This is a genomic window from Phyllobacterium sp. YR620, assembly GCF_900104165.1.
In the GTDB taxonomy this organism is placed as follows: domain Bacteria; phylum Pseudomonadota; class Alphaproteobacteria; order Rhizobiales; family Rhizobiaceae; genus Phyllobacterium; species Phyllobacterium pellucidum.
Window position 1 is genome coordinate 209517 of record NZ_FNJP01000007.1, and the last position, 21836, is coordinate 231352.

The 21836-nt window shown below is 58.9% G+C and carries 21 protein-coding genes; 7 read left to right on the top strand and 14 right to left on the bottom strand.

What is annotated here, in order from left to right; all coding sequences use genetic code 11:
• Positions 1–5 precede the first annotated feature (5 nt).
• The 7 genes from BLR72_RS20730 to BLR72_RS20760 are packed head-to-tail and all read right to left on the bottom strand — an operon-like array spanning position 6 to position 5533.
• A complete protein-coding gene (locus tag BLR72_RS20730) occupies positions 6–3092 on the bottom strand; it encodes a complex I subunit 5 family protein (protein WP_091951625.1) in 3087 nt (1028 codons plus the stop codon).
• The gene (locus BLR72_RS20735; protein WP_091951626.1) at positions 3086–3454 is read right to left on the bottom strand and encodes a sodium:proton antiporter; all 369 of its coding nucleotides are present in this window, start codon (positions 3452–3454) and stop codon (positions 3086–3088) included. The genes BLR72_RS20730 and BLR72_RS20735 overlap by 7 nt, the downstream gene beginning before the upstream one ends.
• A gap of 21 nt (positions 3455–3475) precedes the next feature.
• Complete coding sequence (gene mbhE, locus BLR72_RS20740) at positions 3476–4159, bottom strand: hydrogen gas-evolving membrane-bound hydrogenase subunit E (RefSeq protein WP_091951628.1); 684 nt, start codon at positions 4157–4159, stop codon at positions 3476–3478.
• The gene (gene mnhG / locus BLR72_RS20745; protein ID WP_091951630.1) at positions 4156–4500 is read right to left on the bottom strand and encodes a monovalent cation/H(+) antiporter subunit G; all 345 of its coding nucleotides are present in this window, start codon (positions 4498–4500) and stop codon (positions 4156–4158) included. Before mnhG ends, mbhE begins: the two co-directional genes overlap by 4 nt.
• Positions 4497–4742: a Na(+)/H(+) antiporter subunit B gene (locus BLR72_RS20750; protein WP_027232785.1), complete on the bottom strand. Its 246-nt coding sequence runs from the start codon at positions 4740–4742 to the stop codon at positions 4497–4499. The genes mnhG and BLR72_RS20750 overlap by 4 nt, the downstream gene beginning before the upstream one ends.
• A 4-nt stretch (positions 4743–4746) precedes the next feature.
• Positions 4747–5007, bottom strand: coding sequence for an MrpF/PhaF family protein (locus tag BLR72_RS20755; RefSeq protein WP_091951632.1), 261 nt, complete (start codon positions 5005–5007; stop codon positions 4747–4749).
• Positions 5000–5533, bottom strand: coding sequence for a Na+/H+ antiporter subunit E (locus tag BLR72_RS20760; RefSeq protein WP_091951634.1), 534 nt, complete (start codon positions 5531–5533; stop codon positions 5000–5002). The genes BLR72_RS20755 and BLR72_RS20760 overlap by 8 nt, the downstream gene beginning before the upstream one ends.
• A gap of 291 nt (positions 5534–5824) precedes the next feature.
• Here BLR72_RS20760 and BLR72_RS20765 point away from each other — a divergent pair, with 291 nt between their 5' ends.
• Complete coding sequence (locus BLR72_RS20765) at positions 5825–7255, top strand: basic amino acid/polyamine antiporter (RefSeq protein WP_027232782.1); 1431 nt, start codon at positions 5825–5827, stop codon at positions 7253–7255.
• Positions 7256–7316: 61 nt separating this feature from the next.
• Here BLR72_RS20765 and arcA read toward each other — a convergent pair whose 3' ends face one another.
• On the bottom strand, positions 7317–8579 hold the full coding sequence (gene arcA / locus BLR72_RS20770; RefSeq protein ID WP_091951636.1) for an arginine deiminase: 1263 nt from the start codon (positions 8577–8579) through the stop codon (positions 7317–7319).
• Positions 8580–8600: 21 nt separating this feature from the next.
• Positions 8601–10034, bottom strand: a complete 1434-nt coding sequence (locus BLR72_RS20775; protein ID WP_091951638.1) for a basic amino acid/polyamine antiporter — start codon at positions 10032–10034, stop codon at positions 8601–8603.
• Positions 10035–10557: 523 nt separating this feature from the next.
• On the opposite strand from BLR72_RS20775, the gene BLR72_RS20780 reads away from it, so the two are divergent.
• The 6 genes from BLR72_RS20780 to BLR72_RS20800 all read left to right on the top strand — a co-directional run bounded on the left by BLR72_RS20780 (position 10558) and on the right by BLR72_RS20800 (position 18150).
• Entirely contained in the window at positions 10558–11670 is a 1113-nt protein-coding gene (locus BLR72_RS20780) for an efflux RND transporter periplasmic adaptor subunit (protein WP_244506781.1), read from the top strand.
• Positions 11667–14744, top strand: a complete 3078-nt coding sequence (locus tag BLR72_RS20785; RefSeq protein ID WP_091951642.1) for an efflux RND transporter permease subunit — start codon at positions 11667–11669, stop codon at positions 14742–14744. The genes BLR72_RS20780 and BLR72_RS20785 overlap by 4 nt, the downstream gene beginning before the upstream one ends.
• 295 nt (positions 14745–15039) lie before the next feature.
• A complete protein-coding gene (locus tag BLR72_RS20790; protein ID WP_244506782.1) occupies positions 15040–16233 on the top strand; it encodes a helix-turn-helix domain-containing protein in 1194 nt (397 codons plus the stop codon).
• Positions 16234–16259: 26 nt separating this feature from the next.
• Positions 16260–16385 carry a hypothetical protein gene (locus BLR72_RS22845; protein ID WP_280139098.1) on the top strand — a complete coding sequence of 42 codons (126 nt, stop codon included), beginning with the start codon at positions 16260–16262 and terminating at the stop codon, positions 16383–16385.
• Between the two features lie 31 nt (positions 16386–16416).
• A complete protein-coding gene (locus BLR72_RS20795; protein WP_091924107.1) occupies positions 16417–16923 on the top strand; it encodes a hypothetical protein in 507 nt (168 codons plus the stop codon).
• Positions 16924–16995: 72 nt separating this feature from the next.
• Complete coding sequence (locus tag BLR72_RS20800) at positions 16996–18150, top strand: alpha/beta hydrolase (RefSeq protein WP_244506783.1); 1155 nt, start codon at positions 16996–16998, stop codon at positions 18148–18150.
• A 36-nt stretch (positions 18151–18186) separates the two neighbouring features.
• Here BLR72_RS20800 and BLR72_RS20805 read toward each other — a convergent pair whose 3' ends face one another.
• The 5 genes from BLR72_RS20805 to BLR72_RS20825 form a co-directional block, all read right to left on the bottom strand.
• The gene (locus BLR72_RS20805) at positions 18187–18615 is read right to left on the bottom strand and encodes a DoxX family membrane protein (protein ID WP_091951646.1); all 429 of its coding nucleotides are present in this window, start codon (positions 18613–18615) and stop codon (positions 18187–18189) included.
• A gap of 145 nt (positions 18616–18760) precedes the next feature.
• Positions 18761–19534, bottom strand: coding sequence for an amino acid ABC transporter ATP-binding protein (locus BLR72_RS20810; RefSeq protein ID WP_091951648.1), 774 nt, complete (start codon positions 19532–19534; stop codon positions 18761–18763).
• A 1-nt stretch (position 19535) separates the two neighbouring features.
• A complete protein-coding gene (locus BLR72_RS20815) occupies positions 19536–20198 on the bottom strand; it encodes an amino acid ABC transporter permease (protein WP_027232773.1) in 663 nt (220 codons plus the stop codon).
• Positions 20198–20845, bottom strand: a complete 648-nt coding sequence (locus BLR72_RS20820) for an amino acid ABC transporter permease (protein ID WP_091951650.1) — start codon at positions 20843–20845, stop codon at positions 20198–20200. Before BLR72_RS20820 ends, BLR72_RS20815 begins: the two co-directional genes overlap by 1 nt.
• A gap of 54 nt (positions 20846–20899) precedes the next feature.
• A complete protein-coding gene (locus tag BLR72_RS20825) occupies positions 20900–21718 on the bottom strand; it encodes a transporter substrate-binding domain-containing protein (protein ID WP_091951652.1) in 819 nt (272 codons plus the stop codon).
• Positions 21719–21836: the final 118 nt, after the last annotated feature.

A 21836-nucleotide genomic window follows, 5' to 3' on the forward strand; every position in this document is an offset into this window, starting at 1 on the left:
CGGCGCTAGTGGCCGATCGTCCCGATCGCAATAATAACGATGACATACCAAAGGACGCATAGGCAGTAGGTCTGGCCGTTTCCGGTATAGACCTTTCTGACCCCGTCCGCAGCGCCTAGCGTCAACGCCGACACACCGCGCCAGAATGTGATCGCGACCGGCTTCAACACGCGCGCAAGCGTCGGCTGATAGAATGCGTAAAAGACCGCGACGCCCGTCGTCGGGGTCCTGCGGTAGCCGTATACATAGCGAAGCCAGACCACGAAGAAGAGGACCGCGGCAAGCGCCACCGTTATCGCCATGACGGGTAGCGGATTCCAGTAACCGTAAATGGTTTCGAGCGACATGCCTTCCCACACCAGCGTCGATGCAAAGGTCGGGTCGATCGCCGCGGATACTGGCTCCATGAAGATCTTCGGGAAAAAGGTCAAAGCCAGTATGGCTGCGACCAGCACATACTGCGGCATCAGCAACGCGAGGGGCGCTTCCTGAACAGCGTCAAGTCCGGCCCTTCGCTCCCCGAGAAAAATCGAATAGGCCAGGCGGAACATGTAGAGGAAGCCGACGAACGTCGCGACGACGGCCATCGCTGCCAGTCCGTACCAGCTCTTCTCCACCAGAGCGCTGAGCAGCAGCCACTTTCCACCGAAACCGGCAAGCGGCGGCAGGCCTGACATGGAGATGAGAGCCGTGGCGACGGCCGCAAAAGTGAAAGGCATATTGCGCACCAATCCGCCGCTTCCATCGATCAGACGCGTTCCGGTTCGCAGGATGATGCCGGCTGCGGCGAGGAATAAAATGCCTTTCACCATCAGGTGGTTGGCGACGAGATAAAGCGCTGTGACCCAGCCGAGGTGGCTCATCAGTGCGATGGCAGTGACAATATAGCCGAGCTGACTCATGCTCGAATAGGCCAGCATGCGCTTCATGTCATTCTGCTGCAATGCCATCAGAGCCCCGAATACGGTTGTCAGCAGGCCGACCCAACCCACGACATGCGCCATGTCGAGCCCGATCTGCGAGCGAATGGCGAGATATGTGACTGAAAACAGCCCAAAAATGGCGACCTTGCTGACGACAGCCGACAACATAGCCGAAACGTCATCGTCGGCTTCCGCATAGGCGCCCGGCAGCCAGACATGGACACCAGCAGCACCCGCCTTAATGAGGAAGCCGATTGCGAGCAGGACGAAAGCTGGCCAGGCATCCTTTCCGGCTGCGCCAAACGCAGCAAGATCCATCGTTCCATTGGCGGCAGCGGCAATGGCAAAGCCAGTGAGCAGGCAGAAGGCCGAGGCAATGGAAAACAACAGGAATGGCAGCGCGTAAGCATGTGCGCCGCGCGCCTGGGCGATCAGAAAATAGGACGCGAGCGTGATCATCTCCCAGCTGAAGAAGAATTCGAGGCTGGTTTTCGTCCGCAGAAGCGCTGCGATGGAAAGCAGCAGGAGCGCCATGAGTGGGTAGTAACCCGGGCGAGGATCGGCGCGATAAAGACTTGCCGCAGCGACGACCAGACCGCCTGCGAGAAGCAGCACCGCAAACAGCCGGCTTATGCCCTCTGCGGGAGAAATGATCCAGGCGCCAACGACAAGAACGAGGACGAGCATCAACACGGATTTCAATCGGCCCGGAAGCCGGTAGAGCAGACAAAGAAAGCCCGCCCCGCAAAGCGGCGAAAACAGCCAGAGCGAGGCGGCACCCGAAAGGCTTGCCGCGATATAGCCGGAAACGCAGAGAAGCAGGGCACACATTCCCGCCGGTACGAGATGACCGGGCGAGACGTCCACCATCTCCACTTCCGGCGCGGCGCGGGTCGCCTGCTTGAACCAGCGGAACATATACGCGATCTCGAAAAGCGAGCCGACTAGAATAACGGCGATCCATCCATACTGCCCGGCACTGGCCACTCTCATGACCAGTTCCCATTTGGACCAGAACCCTGGAAAAGGCGGAAGGCCGCCAATGGCAAGGAGCAGCATGGCGAAGACCAGCAAAAGTAGCGGACGTCCGGCGATGGCAGCCCAGCCATTGACCTTATCCCGGTCGACAGCGCCCGCCAAAAAGAAGAGACCGGCCTTTGCCAAGAGGTGATTGACGAAGAGACCGCCAACCACAAGCGGCATCGACGCATCGGAGCCAAGCTGCCGCATCAGCGCAAGCGCGAGCGTCAGCAATCCCATTTGTGCGATCGACGAATAGCCGAGGATGCGCTGAACATTTGTCTGACGCAGCCCTGCGAGGTTGGAGAACAGAAAAGTGGCGCCGCCCGAAACCGCAATAAGTGTGAGAAAATTGTCAAAAAGCGGGAGCAATTTGAACAGGGCAAAGAACACGCCTGCCGAGACCACACCGGACACGAGCGCCGCAATGCCGCTCGACGCTGACTCGTAAACATCGAGGCCCCAGCCATTGGCTGGAAACGGCTTCAATTCGATAACAAGGCAGGCGAGCACGAGCAGGAGCGCCGTCGTTCCGATCGGGCCCGCTATCTGGTCACGGTGAACGATAAGGTCATCGATGTTGAGCGTGCCGGCCACATGATAAAGCAGCACGGTGCCAAGCAGGAAAAAGGTCGATGCAAGCACAGTCGCCAGAATGTATTTGAAGCCGGCGGCGAGCGCCGCGGGGGTCCCGTCGAAGCCCAAGAGGCCGTAGGTCGCGATCGATACAATTTCGAGGAACACGAACAAGTTGAACAGATCACGCGTCATCACCATGCCGTTTACGCCCATGATCAGGAGCAGAAAGAGCAACAGGGCTGCGTAACTTTGGCGGAGCTGGCCCCACAGGTGCCAGGCAGCCAGAAGCCCGACAATGTTGATGCTGAAGGCACAGATGGCTTCCCAAGGGCCAATGCGTAGATTGATCGAATAGGGTGGCACATTGCCGGCCGTAAAACTCTCCAGCGCAGGCTGACCATGATAAACCGCCCACAGGCAGGCAGCGCTGATGGCTGTCATCCCAACAAGTGCAAGGCCGAACGCGGCAGCGGGCAAAGGCTTGGCGATCCGGTAAAGCAGCGGGATAAGAAAGCTGCCGCCAAGGCCGAACAGGAAAATGTTAAGCGGTTGCAACAACGCCTCTACCATTTCGACTCCGTGAAGGCGTCGATATCAAGCGTCTTCTTTGCGTCGTACAAGCGTATCGCGAAGGACAGCATGATCGCAGTGACGGAAAAACCGATGACGATGGCGGTGACAACCAGCGCCGACGGAACAGGATCCACAGCTTTCGCCGCAGCGTGGGCCTTTTCCAATGCGGCATCAATGATTGGCGCAGTGCCACCGGTCACATATCCGGTTGCCACCATGACGATGTGAATGCCGGTGTCGATCAGCGAAAACCCGATGATGATGCGCAGGATATTGCGGTGGGCACATATTCCCCAAAATCCGATCAGGATCAAAAGAAACCCCGTAACGAGCAAGATTTGCGAAACCGGCAGTCCCATCAACGTACCTCGGCTGCCATGTCAGCTTCTGAACCGATCGATGACGACACTCAGCTCCGCGCCGACCTTGATACCAAGCAGTGCCGATATCAGCGGGATCGCCCCAGCGCTGAGGAACGTGCCGAATTTGCCGAGCGGGAGAATGTGACTATCGAGAAATCCGCCAGCAAAAACAATGCCGAGGACGCCGATCGAGACATACATAACGCCTGCGAGCGACTCCGTCACGCTGAGGAAGCCGTGATGGAGTTGGCTGGCCGGGCTCGCCAGCATCAGCAACATGACGCCGGATGCCACCACGGCGCCGCCTTGAAAACCACCGCCCGCTGAAAGATGGCCGTTCATGATCACATAGGCGCCAAAGAGGAAAATGAGCGGCAAGATCACTTCAGCGCCGGTGCGAACGAGTTCGCTGGGTTCGCGCCCTCCGGCACTTGGCGCATCTTGCCCAGTCTTGCTTTTGAGGAGCACGCCAACACTCGCAGCCACCATGAAAAGTACGGCCACTTCCCCGAGCGTGTCGAAGCCACGATAGGTGATCAGGATCCCGGTCACCACATTCGGCGCACCAAGTTCGCGCGGGACCTGCGTGAGATAATATGCAGCAAGCGGCGATATCGTCTGGCGTTCTGTATATCCTGTAATCAGGCCGAAAAAGATCAACCCGAACATGATGACAGCGAGAATGGCGAAGCTTCGTTTCATTGGGCGCCCTTCCCTTTCTGTTCGTTCTCCGCGTCACGCAATGCGTCGGTGAAGGTCGACGCTGCCATTGGAATGCCGATCCTGTGCGCGGCACGCGAAAGTGCGTGGGATGACAGGGGATTCGTCATCAGCACGAAATAGGCAACGATCAGCAGCTTGAGGCTCCAATCAGGGTGGTAAAAGCCCAGCCCGACAAGAACGAGAATGTTGCCGAGTGTCGACGCCTTGGTGCCGGCTTGTATGCGGGTGAAAGCATCGGGCATGCGCAAAAGACCGAGCCCGGCGGAAAAGAGAAAGAATGCACCGGCAAGGATTATGATACTGCCGATCAGTTCCATCATGGCTCTTTCCCGCCATTGGTCTTGCGCATCGTATAGAGGAAGATCAGGGTCGCCAGCCCAGAACCGATCGCTGCCTCTGCCATCGCCACATCGGGAGCCGCAAGCAATACATAGGAGACGGCGGCAAATAGGCTGGCGAGGCCCGCGCTGATCATCGCGGCGAGCAGGTTGCTGAGCCAAACCGCAAGGACGCCGCTCACAAGGATGCCGGCACAAACGAGGATGACCAGAAGTTCCAGCATGGCGCTACGACCTCCGCTCGAGGTAACGTGCGATCGCGAGCACTGCAAGAAAGCTGAGAAGGCCATAGACGAGCGCCACGTCGATATAGACGAAACGGCCCGATAAGTGGGCGTAAAGGGCGATAAGCGAGATTGAGACAACCGTCAGCATGTCGATGGCAACGATCCTGTCGACGATCGTGCGCCCGATCACGAGCCGGATTATACCGCATGTGATGCTCAGGAAGATCAGGGCACCTGCAATCTTCAGGATGATATCAGCCAAAGACCGCTCCCAGATGTTTCTCAAACGGCGCTGCGATCATTTCAGTGGCAAGCCTTGGATCGACGGTCTTGACGTCCAGCCAGTGAATGAAAATCACATCGCCTTGGATATCCATGACTAGGGAGCCGGGAGTGAGCGCAATTGAGTTGGCAAGAGCCAGACGTCCTATCGGCGATTTGAGCCCCGTATTGATCTTGACGATGCCGGGGTGAATGTCGATGCGCGGCGAATAAACATAGCGCAGCATATTCAAATTGGCCTTCACCAACTCCACAAAGAAAACACCGGTATAGGCAATGAAATGGACCACGCTTTTCGGGGTCAGTATCACCTGCCACCAGGTGCCGCTGCGACGCATGAAGATCCAGTCGATGACGAGTGCGATCACGGCGCCAGTGAGGACGACCGGAAGCTCGATACTGGCATTCATGATCAGCCAAAGCGCTAACAGCAGCAGCCAGAGGCTGATCGAGCCCAAGGGCGAAGGTGCGACGCCATTGTGAGCAGTCCCACGGTCTGAAGCCATCGAAGCGACCCTCGTAGAAAATCGGGATGATGCAACAAGCTGGCAGTAGGTATGCCACGCATTAACCGGTTCTATTATAAGCGAATTTCTAGAGAGAATGCTTTCGAATTGTTGCTGGCTTTTTGGTTTTTATTTGCCGGAGGGACTGCTTTTGTTCTGGCGAATAGTATCCGGTGCAAAGGTTTGGGACTGGATGCCAATCACACCATCGCGGCCGAAAGTTAAAGTGATTGCGGGGTCGCCTGGCGGCCGGCACGATTCGGCGAAATCAGCATCTGCTTGTGGGGCGAAATGACATCGACATCCGAGACAAAATTCTCCGTATGGGCACTGATGGCCATGGTGGTCGGATCGATGGTCGGCGCCGGCATCTTCTCCCTGCCCCAGGGCTTCGGCCGCGTTACAGGGCCTTTCGGCGCACTGATCGCCTGGTCGATCGCCGGCGTCGGAATGCTCATGCTGGCCTTCGTGTTCCAGGTCCTTTCCCGCCGTAAACCGGACCTTGATGCCGGCATCTACGCATATGCCAAGGCCGGCTTCGGAAATTATCTCGGCTTCCTGTCGGCCCTCGGCTACTGGTCGGCAGCGTGCCTCGGCAATGTATCGTATTTCGTGCTGATCAAATCGACGCTCGGCCTGTTCTTTCCGGTCTTCGGCGATGGCAATACGGTCATCGCCGTCGTCGCCTCATCCGTCATCCTGTGGAGTTTTCACACGCTGATCCTGAAGGGTGTGAAGGGGGCGGCGTCGATCAATACGATCGTAACCTTCGCCAAGATCATACCGATCCTTCTATTCATCGTCTTCGTCATCTACGGCTTCAAGGCAGACGTGTTTGCCCTCAATTTCTGGGGCGGCGAAGACGTCAGTTTCAGCAACATCGCCAGTCAGGTGCGCGGCACTATGTTGGTCACGGTCTTCGTGTTCGTCGGCATCGAAGGCGCAAGCGTTTACTCCCGCTACGCGCGCAACCGCAACGATGTCGGCGTGGCCACGGTTGTTGGCTTCCTCGGCGTGCTTTGCCTTCTCGTCCTCGTTACCATCCTGTCCTATGGCGTGATGTTGCGCACCGATCTTGCCCAGTTGCGCAACCCGTCGATGGCGGGCGTGCTCGAGGCGGTGGTCGGACCCTGGGGCGCGATTTTCGTGAGCTTCGGCCTGCTGATTTCGGTTCTTGGCGCGTATCTGTCGTGGGTGCTTCTTGCCGCAGAAATTCTCTTCTCGGCCTCCAAATACGAGACGATGCCGCGGTTTCTCTCCCATGAAAACAAGAATGGAGTGCCGTCGCATGCACTCTGGCTGACCAATATCATTGTGCAGTCGTTTCTGATCATCACGCTTTTCACTGAATATGCGTTTCGCCTCGCGATCGAATTGACGAGTTCGATGATCCTCATCCCCTATCTGCTCGTGGCAGCCTATGGGTTCAAGCTTGCCTGGACAGGCGAAACCTATGACCGCGATCCCGCTGGCCACCGGACTGACCTGATCAGGGGCTTGGTTGCGCTCATCTATACTTCAGGTCTCATCTATGCCGCCGGCGCCAAGCATCTTCTGCTCTCGCTTGTACTCTACGGCCCGGGCACGATCCTTTTCATCATGGCCCGGCGCGAGCAGGGCAGGAAGGTCTTTACACCAACAGAAATGATCATGTTCGCCATTGCGGCTCTCGGGGCGGCTATCGCGATTTTCGGCATCGCCACGGGACGCATCACCATCTGAACCAGCAAAAAAATGGGCCGCTCCAAGCGGCCCCAGGGATAGTTCAGATAAGTCCGGCTAATCAGTAGTCGACCGGATCGCGGGCGATCGGGCAGGTCATACAATGGCCGCCACCCCGGCCACGGCCAAGTTCGGCGCCACTGATGGTGATCACTTCGATGCCTTCCTTGCGCAGCAAGGTATTGGTGTAGGTGTTGCGGTCATAGGCATAAACGACACCCGGCGAAGCGCAAACGAGATTGGCGCCGCTGTCCCACTGCGTGCGTTCACGCATATAGTCGTTGCCGCCCGTCTCGACGACGCGCATCTTCTTGAGGCCGAGCGCATCGCGTACGGTCTCAACGAACGTGCCCTTGTCTTTGTGAAGTTCGACAGTTCCTTCCTTGTCACCGGGGCGATAGGAGAAAGCGTCGATACCGTTGACAATATCCGGATAGAGCAGCACGCAATCGCGGTCGGCAAAGGTGAACACCGTATCGAGGTGCATTGCTGCCCGCAGCTTCGGCATGGCCGCAACGATCACGCGTTCGGCGGCACCTTTTTCGAAAAGCTTGGCCGCGAGTTGGCTGATAGCCTGGCGTGAGGTGCGCTCGCTCATGCCGATAAGAACGTTGCCCTTGCCGATGGGCATGACATCGCCGCCTTCGAGCGTCGCGAGACCCCAATCCTCTGTCGGATCGCCCCACCAGACATTGACCTTGCCGGCAAAGCTCGGATGGAACTTGTAGATCGAGGTCGTAAGAATTGTCTCCTCATGGCGCGCAGGCCAGTAGAGCGGGTTCAAGGTAACGCCGCCATAGATCCAGCAGGTCGTATCACGGGTATAGAGCGTATTGGGCAGCGGCGGCAGCAGGTATTCGTTGACGCCTGCCGCGTCCCTGACAAGCTTGAGCATCTCGCCACCATGGGTCTCTGGAAACTCATAGGTGGAAAGGCCGCCGATGAGGGTCTCGGCCAGTTCGCGGTTGGAAAGTCCCTCGAGATAGCTGCGAATCTCGTCCACCAGGCCCAAGCCGACCTGATTGACGACAACCTGATTGTCGAGAATCCACTTCTTGCCTTCGGGAACCGCCACGGTTTCGGTAAGGAGATTATGCATTTCCAGCACTTCGATACCGCGATCGCGCATCTTGGTGATGAAATCGAAGTGATCGCGCTTGGCGGTATCGACCCAGAGCACGTCGTCGAAGAGCAAGCTGTCGCAATTGCTGGGTGTGAGCCTTTGATGCGCCCGCCCCGGTGCGCATACCATGACCTTACGCAGCTGCCCGACCTCGGAATGGACCCCGAAGTCGCTGGATTGAGTATTTGGAGAAGCTGACATGGATGTACCTCCCGAGGTAGCTTAAATTGTGATGTAGCCGGATATGAGCCCGATCAGCGCCGCGACGCAGCCGATTGCTGCGGCAGCGAAAATCAGCCAATCGACAGTTGTGTTGAATATGGGCTTGCCGCGCTCACGGCGGGCCCAGAAATAGAGAATGGTTCCCGGCGCGTAGAGCAGCGCCGAAAGGAGTACGAATTTCAGTCCGCCCGCCGCAATCATGAACAGGGTGTAGACAGCGGCAACGCCGGCAATGATCAGATCGCGCTGGCGCTCCTCAGGCTTCTTTTCGTAGGTCTCCCCTCGCCGCGCCAGCATGACGCCATAGGCGGCCACGAAGAGATAGGGTATCAGCGACATGGCGCTGGTCAGGCTCAGCATCAGCGCAAAGGCGTCCCGAGACCAGTAGGTGCTGATGACGAAAAGCTGAACCACGATGTTCGTCAGCCACAACGCAGCCGCAGGAACCTTGTTTGAATTCTCGGTCCCGAACACCCTTGGCATGTCTTCCTTCTGCGCGGCGATATAGAGAACTTCCGCGCAGACCAGCGACCAGGCGAGGTAGGCGCCGAGCACCGAAATGATCACGCCGACGCTGATGAAGATCGCCCCCCAGTGGCCGACGACGGCTTCGAGAACGCCGGCCATCGAGGGCTGTCCCAGGGCCGCGATATCAGCGCGGGCCATGACCGAATAGGGGAGCAGCGACACCAGCACCATAAGCGTGGTGACGCCGATGAAGCCGAGGATGGTGGCTGTACCGACATCCGACCGTTTTGAGGCGTAACGCGAATAGTTGCTCGCGCCTTCGATACCGAGGAACACGAAGACGGTGACCAGCATCGTCGCCCGCACCTGATCGAAGATGCGCGAGTCCGGCATGCCGACGCCGCCCCAGAAGTTGGCGCTGAACATGTCGCCCTTGAACATGACGATAAGGATCAGAATGAAGGTGAGGATGGGCACGATCTTCGCGACGGTGACGACCGTGTTGATGAACGCTGCCTGCTGGACGCCTCTCAGGATCGTAAAATGAAACAGCCAGATGCCGATCGATGCGACGACGATGGCGACCACCGTATTGCCATCTCCGAAGACCGGGAAGAACAGTCCGAGCGTGGACTTGATCAGTACCCAGTAGGAGACGTTGCCGATGCAGCTGCCGATCCAGTAGCCGAACGCTGAAAGGAAGCCCGGATAATCGCCGAAGCCGGCCTTGGCGTAGGCGAAGACACCAGCATCGAGTTCAGGCTTGCGCTCGGCAAGCGACTGGAAAACGCGGGCAAGCATATACATGCCAGTCCCGGCAATGCACCAGGCGATGATCGCCCCGAAGGGACCCGTTGCGTTACCAAACGTGCGCGGTAGCGAGAAAATGCCGGCGCCCACCATCGACCCCACGACCATGGCAGTCAGCGCGAACAATGAGAACTTTTGAGTAGAACCTGAGGCCATGAGTTACCCCCCAAGAATTGGTCAGGTTAGGGGAGCGCAAGGTGTGGCTCCGGCAAAGATTATAGGAGGTTTCAATTCTCTATGTGATCAGCACAGAATCCCACAAATAGGCTGCGCGTCTCTAATTTTGCTGCCGTGGGCGGCTACGTCGGAGTATTGCGGACAAACGCCAGCAAATGCGATCGCGACAACATAAGGATCCCAGCTTCAATGTGCCGGTTTCTGTCGCGCCGGGAATTAGCCGAAGCATCGCAGCGCCTTTAAATCCCTGATCTTCATGCAAACTTCCGGTGGGCGAAAATCCCGCATGGTCCTGGGCCACGCTGAGCACTTAACGAGCGTGCGCCAACCCAGCATCGCGTACCATACCTGAAGGCCGCTTCTCGCACTGCGGAAATTGGGATTCCGGGCGGGCATTTGGGATTTCTGACCAATCACAAACGATTGGCAGACGTTATAGTCGAATGGCCCCGCAGACGTATGCTTTGTCCCATTTCACGAGAGTTTCCTGGAGTCCATGAGAATGCTGGTTTCAGTGAATAAATCGATGCGAAGGGTGCGCGCGCTGGGCGCGTTCATGGGCCTTCTGATGGCAGGTCCAATGCTTGCAGGATGCCGGGATGAAGCCAAGGATGAGCCTCCGGTCATTCGCCCCGTGCGAACGGTCACGGTTGAGCAGCGCAAGCTTGGCGACAGCGTCAGCCTTACCGGACATGTCGAGGCCGAGAACCAGGTTTCCTTCGCGTTTCGCCTTGGCGGCCGCATGATCGAACGCCTTGCCAACGTCGGTGACCCGGTCGAACCCGGGAAGATTTTGGCCCGCATGGACCCGCAAAATGAAATCAGCGCGCTGCGTACCGCACAGGCAACCCTCGTCGCCGCCGAAGGGCAACTCGTCAAGACGAGCAATGCATTCGCACGGCAGGAAACGCTGCTGAGACAGGGCTTCACCACGCGCGCACAATACGATGCGGCACAGCAGGCGATGCGCGCGGCGCAATCGCAGGTCGACAGTTCGCAGGCGCAGCTGGAAAATGCCGAGGATCGCGTGGGCTTCACCGAGCTCTACGCAGATGCGGCGGGCACCGTGACCGCTGTCGGCGCCGAACCCGGCGAGGTCGTCCAGGCAGGGCAAATGGTGCTGCAGGTGGCGCGCCAAGATGGGCGCGATGCGATATTCGACGTGCCGGCGCAGCTGCTGCGACAGGCGCCCGAAACAGCTATTGTCGAGGTTGCGCTGACCGACGATCCGACGGTAAAGGCCACCGGGCGGGTGCGCGAAGTGGCGCCGCAGGCCGATCCGACGACGCGGACGTTCAGGGTGCGCGTCGGCCTCAGCGACACGCCCGCTGCCATGCGCCTTGGATCGACCGTGACGGGCCGTGTGACGGTTGATTCATCGCCTGAGATCGCGATACCGGCGACGGCCCTGACCAAGTTCAACAGCCAGCCTGCGGTCTGGATTGTCGATCAGGACAAGAAGACCGTGTCGACGCGCAATGTCGAAGTAGTTCGCTTCGATCCCGCCACTGTCATCATTTCGCAGGGCCTCACCCCCGGTGAAGTCGTCGTGACGGCCGGCGTCCAGGCATTGCATGACGGCCAGGAAGTGCGTCTGCTCGGATCCCCCCAATGAACGGCTTCAATCTCTCCGCCTGGGCGCTGAGGAGCCGCTCGCTCGTGATCTACGCGATGATTGCCTTCGTCGTTGCCGGCGTGTTCGCCTTCATCAATCTTGGCCGCAACGAGGATCCAGCCTTTACCATCAAGACCATGGTCGTCAGGGCCGGCTGGCCCGGGGCAACCCTTGACGATACGCTGAAACAGGTGACCGAACGGCTCGAGCGCAAGCTGCAGGAAATACCCGAAGTCGATTTCCTGCGCAGCTTTACCAATGCGGGCGTGACGACCATCTTCGTCAACCTCAAGGACGCAACGACAGCGGCCGAAGTCCCCGATGTCTGGTATCAGGTACGAAAGAGCATCGGCGACATTCGCCCGACCTTGCCGGCGGGTATCGTCGGCCCCGGATTCGACGATGATTTCGGCGATACATTCGGCATCATCTACGGTTTCACGGCAGACGGCTTTACCCAGCGCGAACTCGCTGACTATGTCGATGAGGCGCGCTCGCGCCTGCTGCATGTACCGGACGTATCCAAGATCGACGTGCTCGGGGCACAGCCTGAACGCATCTTCATCGAGTTTTCCACCGAACAAATGGCCGGCCTCGGCATCGACAGGACCGCCGTGATCGCCGCCTTGCAGGCGCAAAATGTGGTCAGCCCTTCGGGTACCCTGCGAACCGCCGACGAGCGCTTGAGCCTGCGCGTCAGCGGCGCCTTTGATTCCGAAGAGGACCTTCGCAACCTGAATTTCGTCGCAAATGGCAGGCTGGTTCGGCTGCGCGACATTGCCGAAATTCACCGCGCCTATGCGGACCCGCCGCAGCCGATGTTCCGGGTGAACGGCAAGCCAGCCATGGGCCTTGCCATATCGATGCGCGAAGGCGGCGATATTCTCGCGCTCGGCCACAACATTACCGCGGCGATGAACGAGATCACCGCGAACATGCCGATCGGCATCGAAACGACGCTCGTCGCCAATCAACCGCAGGTGGTCGACGACGCAATCGGCGAGTTCACGGAATCGCTCTGGCAGGCGATCGTCATCATAATGGCCGTCAGTTTCATCAGCTTGGGCATACGCGCCGGAACTGTCGTCGCCCTCGCGATACCGCTGTCGCTGGCGATGGTCTTTGCGGTGATGCAGATCCTCGGAATCGACCTGCAGCGCGTCTCCCTTGGCGCTCTGATCATCGCGCTCAGCCTCCTCGTCGACGATGCCATGACGACGGTCGATTCCATGACGACGCGGCTCGCACTCGGCGATGAAAAGGAAGAGGCCGCGAGCTTCACGTTCCGGACGCTCGCTGCCGCCATGCTGGCCGGCACCCTGGTCACCGCAACCGGCTTCGTGCCGATCGGCTTTGCGCGGAGTTCCGCAGGCGAATATACATTCTCGATCTTTGCGGTCGTGAGTATCGCGCTGGTCGTATCCTGGCTTGGCGCCGTAATCTTCTCTCCCCTCCTCGGCGTTGCGCTGCTGAAGAAGCCCGACAAGATCGAGACGGGAAAGCCCTCCATCATTCTTCGCTTCTTCCGCAGCCTGCTTGTCGGCGCGCTGCGTATGCGCTGGCTGACGATCGGCATCACGCTTGCATGTTTCGTGCTCGCCCTTTTGGCGCTTCCGCTGGTGCCGCGGCAGTTCTTTCCTTCGTCCGACCGTCCCGAACTGCTTGTCGATATAAGGCTGCCGCAGAACGCGTCCATCGAAGCGAGCCAGAAGGCATCGGACCAACTTGACGCGCTCCTCAGGGACGATCCGGACGTGGCACATTGGAGCACCAATGTCGGGCGCGGCGCCATCCGCTTCTACCTGCCGCTCAACGTCGAATTGCCCAATGAATTTTTCTCGCAAGCGGTCGTCGTTGCGAAGGACGTTCCGGGCCGTGAGCGGCTCCGCGCGCGACTTGAACAGGAATTGGCTGAAAAGGTGCCAAGCGCCATTTCGCGTGTCTCGCTGCTCGAACTCGGTCCGCCAGTTGGTTGGCCGGTGCAATATCGCGTGAGCGGCCCTGATGCCAACGAGGTCCGCGAGATTGCTCAGCGCCTGGCACAGGTCATGGGCGCCAATTCGCAGCTCAACCGCATCAATTTCGACTGGATTGAACCCGCCCGCTCCATCCGCGTCCATATCGATCAGGATCAGGCGCGCCTCTTGGGCCTGAGTTCGCAGGCGCTGGCGACGGCGCTCAATACCGTCGTGTCCGGAATGGCGGTCACGCAGGTGCGCGACGATATCTATCTGGTCGACGTCGTCGTGCGCTCGACCGACGAGCAGCGCGTATCGCTCGACAATCTGCGCACGCTGCAGTTCCCGCTTCCCAATGGCCGTACGGTACCGCTCAGCCAGTTCGCGACCTTTGAAGTCGACCAGGAGTTCCCGGTGATCTGGCGGCGCGACCGCGTGCCGACACTCACCGTGCAGGCGGATGTGACGGCGGGCGGTTCGCCAGAGGCGATCGTCCAGGCAATGGAACCGGAAATCGACAAACTCAACGCCACCTTGCCGGTCCCATATCGCATTGTCGCAGGCGGCACCGTGGAGGAAAGCGCCAAGTCGCAGGCGTCCGTGATTGCCGTTGTACCGATCATGCTGTTCCTGATGATCACCATACTCATGGTGCAACTGAAGAGCTTCAGCCGCCTGTTCCTGGTGATGAGCGTTGTTCCGATGGGATTGATCGGTGTCGTCGGTTCGCTCTTCATCTTCAACCGGCCCTTAGGCTTTGTCGCCATTCTTGGTATCCTGTCGCTGCTCGGGCTTATCGCCAAGAATGCCGTCATACTCATCGAACAGATCGAGACGGAGCGGGCCAAGGGAACGGACGTGTGGAATGCCGTCATCGACGCCACGGTGTCGCGCTTCCGCCCTATCATGCTCACCGCGATATCCACCGTGCTTGGCATGATTCCGATAGCCTGGACCATCTTCTGGGGACCGATGGCAATTGCGATTATGGGCGGCTTGCTGGTGGCGACCGTTCTTACCTTGATCTTCCTGCCGGCCCTCTACGTGGCCTCGTTCCGCGTCAAGGAACCGACAACCGATCAATCTTCTCGCCAACCTGCCCCAAGCCCAGCATAGATCGCATGAAAGGATGCGGTCATGGATGGCCATATTGTGGTCGGCAAAGTTCTTCGACAACTCCGGCAAAGCTTTGGCCCAACAACCGACACTTGTCAGGAGGAGATCGTCAGTCGTGCAACCTGTTTGGTAACAGTTACGTACTGAACAGACGATAAGGGTTGTGTCATACTATTCAAGACGAGCATTCGTAACTGCGTGATTTGTCACTTCGGGGAATTTTTGGGGTAGCAATGCCAGCATTTTCTTCAGCAAGAACGGATCGAACCAGTTTGCCCGGTACGGACAGTGATGCATGGGCAAAGGTTTTCACCCTACAGTTGCGGCGCATGGTGACGGCATGAACGCCCATGATCATACCACACCGTCTGAAGCGTCGCTTGATCACAACTTTGCGCAAGCGGCCGCCATATCTCCCATCGACTGCCCCCCATTGCCTTCGAAGCGGTCTTCCTATCCTTCGACGATACCCGCGTTCAAGTTCGACACCCGGGGCGTGCCGCTTGACGATCAATATGACTCCTGGCGCAAGAGCTTCTCCTCCATGCTGGAGTTCGGGGACCGCAGGGACACGTCGAACGGCTTTGACGGCAGGCAAACCGTCTGGGATCTCGGCAATCTCGCCTTTTCCAGGATCAGGACCAACGCACTCGAATTTGCGAGCGTTCCCGGTCATACGCGGCGGGAAGCGCTCGATCACTGGACAATGACACTTCCGCTCGACGGAGCGATAAGCACCCTCGGTCCGGCGGGAAGTTTTGCAGGCGGCGCGGGCATCGTGCAGATCCATTCGCTCGGACGTTGGTTCGAAGGCAATGTAACGGACAGCGATATGCTGATGCTTTTCGTCCCGCGTGACTTCGACCCGGACGTCGCCCACGCGCTCAGCGCGGCTGAGTTTTCCTCCGTCGATACAGCGATGGGCCGGCTGCTCGCCGACTACTTCATGGGGCTGGCCAAGCGGCTGCCGGGGGTCGAGGCGGAGAATATTCCAGAATTGGTGGGCGCGACGCGCGCGATGATCAGGGCTTGCGTCATGCCTTCGCCCGGTACAATCGAGGAGGCGCAGGCGCCGATCACGCGCGTTCTTCTCGAAAAGGCGCGTAGTATCGTAAACGCCAGGTTGTTTGATCCGTCATTCAATGCCGAAGCACTGCGGCGCGATCTCGCAATCTCCCGGACCGGGCTTTACCGGATGTTCGAACCTTTCGGCGGCGTGATGCACTACGTCCAGCACCAACGGCTCCTCGATGCACATGCGGCGCTCGCCGATCCGAATGACAAACGCCGCATCGTCGAAATTGCCGAGCAGCGTTGCTTCAGCGACGGCGCGGAATTCAGCCGGGCATTCAAGCGGGAATTCGGTTACACACCAACGGAGGTGCGCGCCGGACGCAAGAGCGGGATACCGCGCAGGTCGGCAAGCGAAATCACCAGTGCTGCTCCCGAAGAACGCCTCGGTCTTCTCCTGCGCAAACTCCACGGTTGATCTGCAACAATTGATGAGGTTTTTCGATGCGTCATGAAGATGTGGATGAACGATTGAGAAAACTCGGCGTGAATGTCGGCCCTTTCACCTTCACCGTATTGTTTCTGATCGGCGTCATCGTTGCGGCGGGTCTTGGCTGGCTCCTGTACTAGGCTCGCCTGCTGGCTGGAGGTATTGACCACGATGTTCGATAGCGACGACTGGAAACTGGCGATTGAGGATACGCGGTTTCGGCAAAATGCCATCGTCGCCCTCATTCATTCGAGCAACAATCAGGCCTTGGGACTTCTGCGGCTGTTTTCCGTCATCGCCCTTGCCACCGCGACCGGGGCGGTTACGTCACTTGCCGCAGGCGAATTCTCGCCGGCGGTCGGCTGGGAGCTTGCATCCCTGACATTGGTTCTTGTCTGGTCGTCATGGCAGTGTTTCCGGGCCCTCGAAGTCGGGGATATCGACCTGCCCGGTCGCGATGCGGAATTCTGGTTGCGTGCCGCCGATGCCGGGGACGACCGGCCAGCCTTTTCCCGCCACTACCTTGAAGGGTTCAGAGAACGCTACCGGACCAACCGCAGGGTAAGCGAGCGTCAGGCACGCGCGCTGAGGAGGGCAAAACTTGGAGGAATAATTGCGCCCCTCATCGGCATCGCCGTGGGCTTGATCCTCGCCTTCTTCCAAATAAATTATGCTTGAACTCTCGTGCGCTCACTGTGTCATGGTTTTGATGGCGAATTGGATACCCACCCAGTGCTCAGTCGAAGCGTATTGATCCTCCGTGCAATCCTGCTGATGTTCGTCGCCGGCGGTATTACGGCATGCGCCTCGCCGGCGCGCGGTGTTCTCGCGCCCGTGGCCGCGCCATCGCCCGACACTGCAAAGGTCGATATCCTTGTGGCCACGACCCGCGCGCCAACGACGCAGAAAGGGGTCTTCTTCAGCGGCGAGCGCGGCAGCGATTTGAGCCTTGCCAATGTCGTGGTTTCAATTCCGCCGAACCGGCAACCCGGCACAATCCAGTGGCCGCGCCGGCTTCCTGGCGATCCTGAGCGGAGTTTTGTAACCACTGCTGTGAACCCGGTCGAGATCGGAGATATTCGTACCTGGTACCGATCGCATGCGGTAAGCGACAGGCGCGTATTGATCTTCGTTCACGGCTTCAACACCCGGTTCGAGGACTCGGTGTTTCGCTTCGCGCAGATTGTTCACGACTCGCGCGCGGAGGTCACCCCGGTCCTGTTTTCCTGGCCCTCGCGCGGGGCTCTGCTCGATTACAATTACGATCGGGAAAGCACCAATTTTTCCCGGTCCGAACTTGTCTATGTCATTCAGCAGGCGGTAAAAAGCCCCGACGTCTCGGAAATCACGATTGTCGGGCATTCGATGGGCAGTTGGCCAGTGATGGAAGCACTGCGCGATATATCGATGCAGAACAAGCGTATATCGCCCAAGATCACCGACGTCATCCTTGCCTCCCCGGATCTCGACATCGACGTTTTCCGCAAGCAGCTCACGGATATCGGCCAGGAACGGCCGCATATCTCAATATTCGTTTCGGCGAACGACAGGGCGCTGCGCCTCTCCAGGTTAATATCCGGCCAGGTCACGCGCGTAGGGGGCGTGGATCTTACCGAACCGGCCTACAAGGCCCAGCTTGAAAAGGCGACCGGGATTACGGTCTATGACCTTACTCAACTGCGCGGCGGCGACAGCCTCAACCATACCCAGTTTGCAACGAGCCCCGAGGTCGTCCGCCTCTTCGGCGAACGACTGTTGCGAGGACAATCGCTTTCCGATGCCGATCCGAATGCGTCTGGAAATTTCGGCGCCACTGCAATTGAGGCCGGCCAGACCATCGGCACCGTGACAGGCGCTGCGCTGAGCGCGCCCATCCGCATTTTCGAGAGCGCCGTGCGTCGCTGATACGCGGCTATCCGCTGTGGGTAGCTTAATTCGGCACTATCGCCGCAGCAGCCATTCCTTCTTGATCGCCAATACTCGTCCGGGTCCGTGCGCTGCCGCAAAGAGCAGACCGGCGGCAAAAGTAAAATGGTCGATGAAAAACCCGAACTCGGCCTGGTTTCCGGCCCAGTGCGACGGGCCGTGAAACGCAAATGCCAGAAACAGAACGTAGGCGGCAGCTACAAGTGCTGCTTCGGAGAAATAGGCGCCGGTCAGGAAGCATGCGACGAGAGCAAGCTCAAGCAGCGCAGCGAGCCACGCCAGCAGGGTGGGAAACGGAAATCCGGCCCCCGCGATATACGTCGCCGTTCCGCCGATATCCATCAACTTGAAGCTCACGGCCATGATGAAGACGAGCGCGAAGATAAGTCGCCCCACCAGAATCGCCGCCGTCGTCCATCCCGCATTGCCTGTTGCCGTTGTCATACTGGTCCTCCTGAAGCAAAGTCTCGAAGCTTTCGCTGCAAGGACGAGTGTTGCGGACCATTTCCGACACCGCGCGGGCAATTTTCTTTTTTGACGCCGATCCGTACCCGAAGGGGGATCCAGCAGCGCTCATGGTCGTTGACGATCAGAAACTGTTGCGCTCGTGATAGGTACGCAGGAAAGACTGGATACGAGCGTCCTGGGGATGATGCAGGATGCGGTCCGGGCTATCGACGCCCACGAGTTCGCCCTTTTCCATGAATCCGACCTGATCGGCAACGTGCGCGGCGAAACCCATTTCGTGGGTGACCACCACCATCGTCATCCCCTCCCCGGCCAGTGTCCTCATGACGCTCAGCACCTCGCCCACCAGCTCCGGGTCGAGTGCGGACGTCGGCTCGTCGAAGAGCATGAGCCTCGGTTCCATGGCGATGGCGCGGGCAATTGCAACGCGTTGTTGCTGTCCGCCGGAGAGCCGCGAAGGATGGTTTGCCATCTTGTCCGCCAGCCCCACCTTGGCCAACGCCTCCACGGCGCGCCGCTCGGCGTCGGCCTTGGACATACGGCGCACGCGGATCAGCCCCTCGGCGACGTTCTCCTTGGCGGTCATATGCGGCCAGAGATTGAACTGCTGGAACACCATGCCGATCGAGCGACGCATCTCGCGGAGCTTGCGGCCCGACATCTTCTTGTTGGGCGCCTCATAGCCAATCAACTGGCCGTCAATGCGGACTTCGCCGGAATCGTATTCTTCAAGGAAATTGATGCAGCGGAGCAGCGTCGACTTGCCGGAACCGGAAGGTCCGATGAGACAGGTGACCTTGCCGGGCATAATCGACAGGTTGACATCCTTCAGCGCCTGAAACTTGCCGTAGAATTTGTTGACCTTACGCATTTCGACGGATGACGCTGCAAGCATCTTACGTCCTTTCAATCAGATGTTTCGTGATACGCGCTTCCAGTCTGTGGCCGACGCGCGAAATCGTCTCTACCAAGCCCCAGAAGAACAGCGCCAGCACCAGGTTTGCCTCGACATAACGGAAGGTTTCGGCAGACATGCGCTGCACCTGGTAAAGCAATTCAGGAACGGTGATGATCGACAGAATCACGGTTTCCTTGGTCAGGATGATCGAAAAGTTCACCAGCGCCGGCAAGGCGGAGACCAAGCCGAGGGGCAGCAGGATACGCCGCACAATATGCCCTTCGGCCATGCCGATGGCACGGGCGGCTTCGATCTGCCCGTCGGGCACGGCCCGGAATCCCGAACGGAATATTTCGGCGAAATAGGGGCTGCCGTAGATTGTCAGCCCGAGCAGGCCGGCTGGCAGTGCATCGAGGCGCAGGCCGATGAGTGGGCCACCGTAATAAAGCACGAACAATTGCACGAGGAACGGTGTGCCGCGGATAACTTCGATATAGACCTGGATGATCCACGTTACCCAGCGCGGTGCATAGCGTTGAATGAGCGCAATGACGAGGCCGAGCGCCATGCCGAAGACGGTGCCAAGCGCCCAACAGACGATCGTATTGGCAAATCCCTTGAGCAGCGACGGGCCATATTGCTGCAACATGCTCCAATCCATCAGACGGCCGTCCTGTGTTCGAGGTAACGTCCGAGCGCCGCGAGGCACAGGTTGATCACGAGATAAATGCAGGCGGCGGCGATGTAGACCTCAAGCGGCCGGAAGGTGGTAGCAGCCTGCGCCTGGCTGGCGCGGGTAATTTCGAGAATACCGACAACTGAGACCAGCGAGGACGCCTTCACCAGAAGAATAAGTTCGTTGATCAATGCCGGCAGCGAAAGCGTCACGGCTTGCGGGAGAATGACCCGGATCCATACGTCGAATGGCGTCATGCCGATGGCGACGGCCGCCTCTGCCTGTCCCCTCGGCAGCGCCGCTATCGCACCGCGCCAGATTTCGGAGATATAAGCGCTGGCGCAGATACCAACGGTCACCACGGCAGCGACCATTGCGGGAACGTCGAGGCCAATGACCGGCAGCGCATAATAGAACACCAGCAATTGCACCAGGAGCGGCACGCCGCGCAGGAAACTGACCCAGATGGCTGCAAAGCGGCGCAGCATCGGGTAAGGCGACAGGCGAGCTGCGCAGACCAGCGTGCCGATCACAAGACCCAGTCCGATACCGAGTATAGAGATCAGCAGCGTGTATCGCGCTGCCCACAACAACGGCTCGAAGCTTTGAAGGAAAACCGCTAAGGAAAACATCCGCCCTCACTTGACCCAAGATGTGCGGGCGGAGCTGACTCCGCCCGCCGCAACTTACTTGGTCGGAACCTCACGCGGCAGTTCGGTGTAGGTGCCGAGCCACTTCTCCTGGATCGCCTTGACGCGGCCGTCATCGGTCATCTTGAGCACCGCATCGTTGATGGCCTTGTTGAAGCTTTCGCTGTCGGCATCCTTGCGCAGCACCCATGCGAAATACTTCGGCTCACCGAACTGGGCAGGGGTGAAGAGAGCAAAACTTTCAGGACGGCTCTTCACGAGATAGGTAAGGTTCGGAAGCGAGCCCGCAACCGCATCGAGACGACCGGCAGCGAGGTCGGCATAGGCTTCGTCAGTGGTGCCGTATTCCTTGATCGTTACACCGCCAAGCTTCTGGCCATAGGCTTCAAGCTGCTTGAATTGCGCTGTGCCCTGCTGAACGCCGACGGTCTTGCCCTTGATGTCTTCCGGCTTGGTGAGCTCGGTGTTGCTCGCAGCCTTCAGCAGCGAAACGGTGGCATCGGCAATAGGCAAGGTGAAGCCGTAGCGCTCGAGACGCTCCGGGGTGATGGTAACGGGGGCGATCACGATGTCGAATTTCTTGACTTCAAGACCCGGCAGCTCGGCGGTCCACGGGATATCCTGGTAGACAGGCTCGACACCGATTTCCTTTGCGACCTGATCGAACAGGTCCTTGGTCATGCCCTCATACGTGCCGTTGTTGAGCATGTCGAAGGGTGCATAGTGCATGTCGGTGGCGGTGACGATCTTGCCCGCGGCCTTGACGTCCGCAAGCTGGTCCGCCTCGGCTGCGCTGGCAAGACAGAGTGCGGCCAAGCCGACAAGCGCCCCTTTGAAGGTGATGTGAATGCTCATTTCAGTTCTCCTAGTTGTTCCCACGGGATTGACACGGCGGGCACTTATTGTGTCGCCGTATTTTTTAGATCAGAGAAATGCCTTGCCGATCGAGGCGTATGTCGCTCCTCGACCGGCT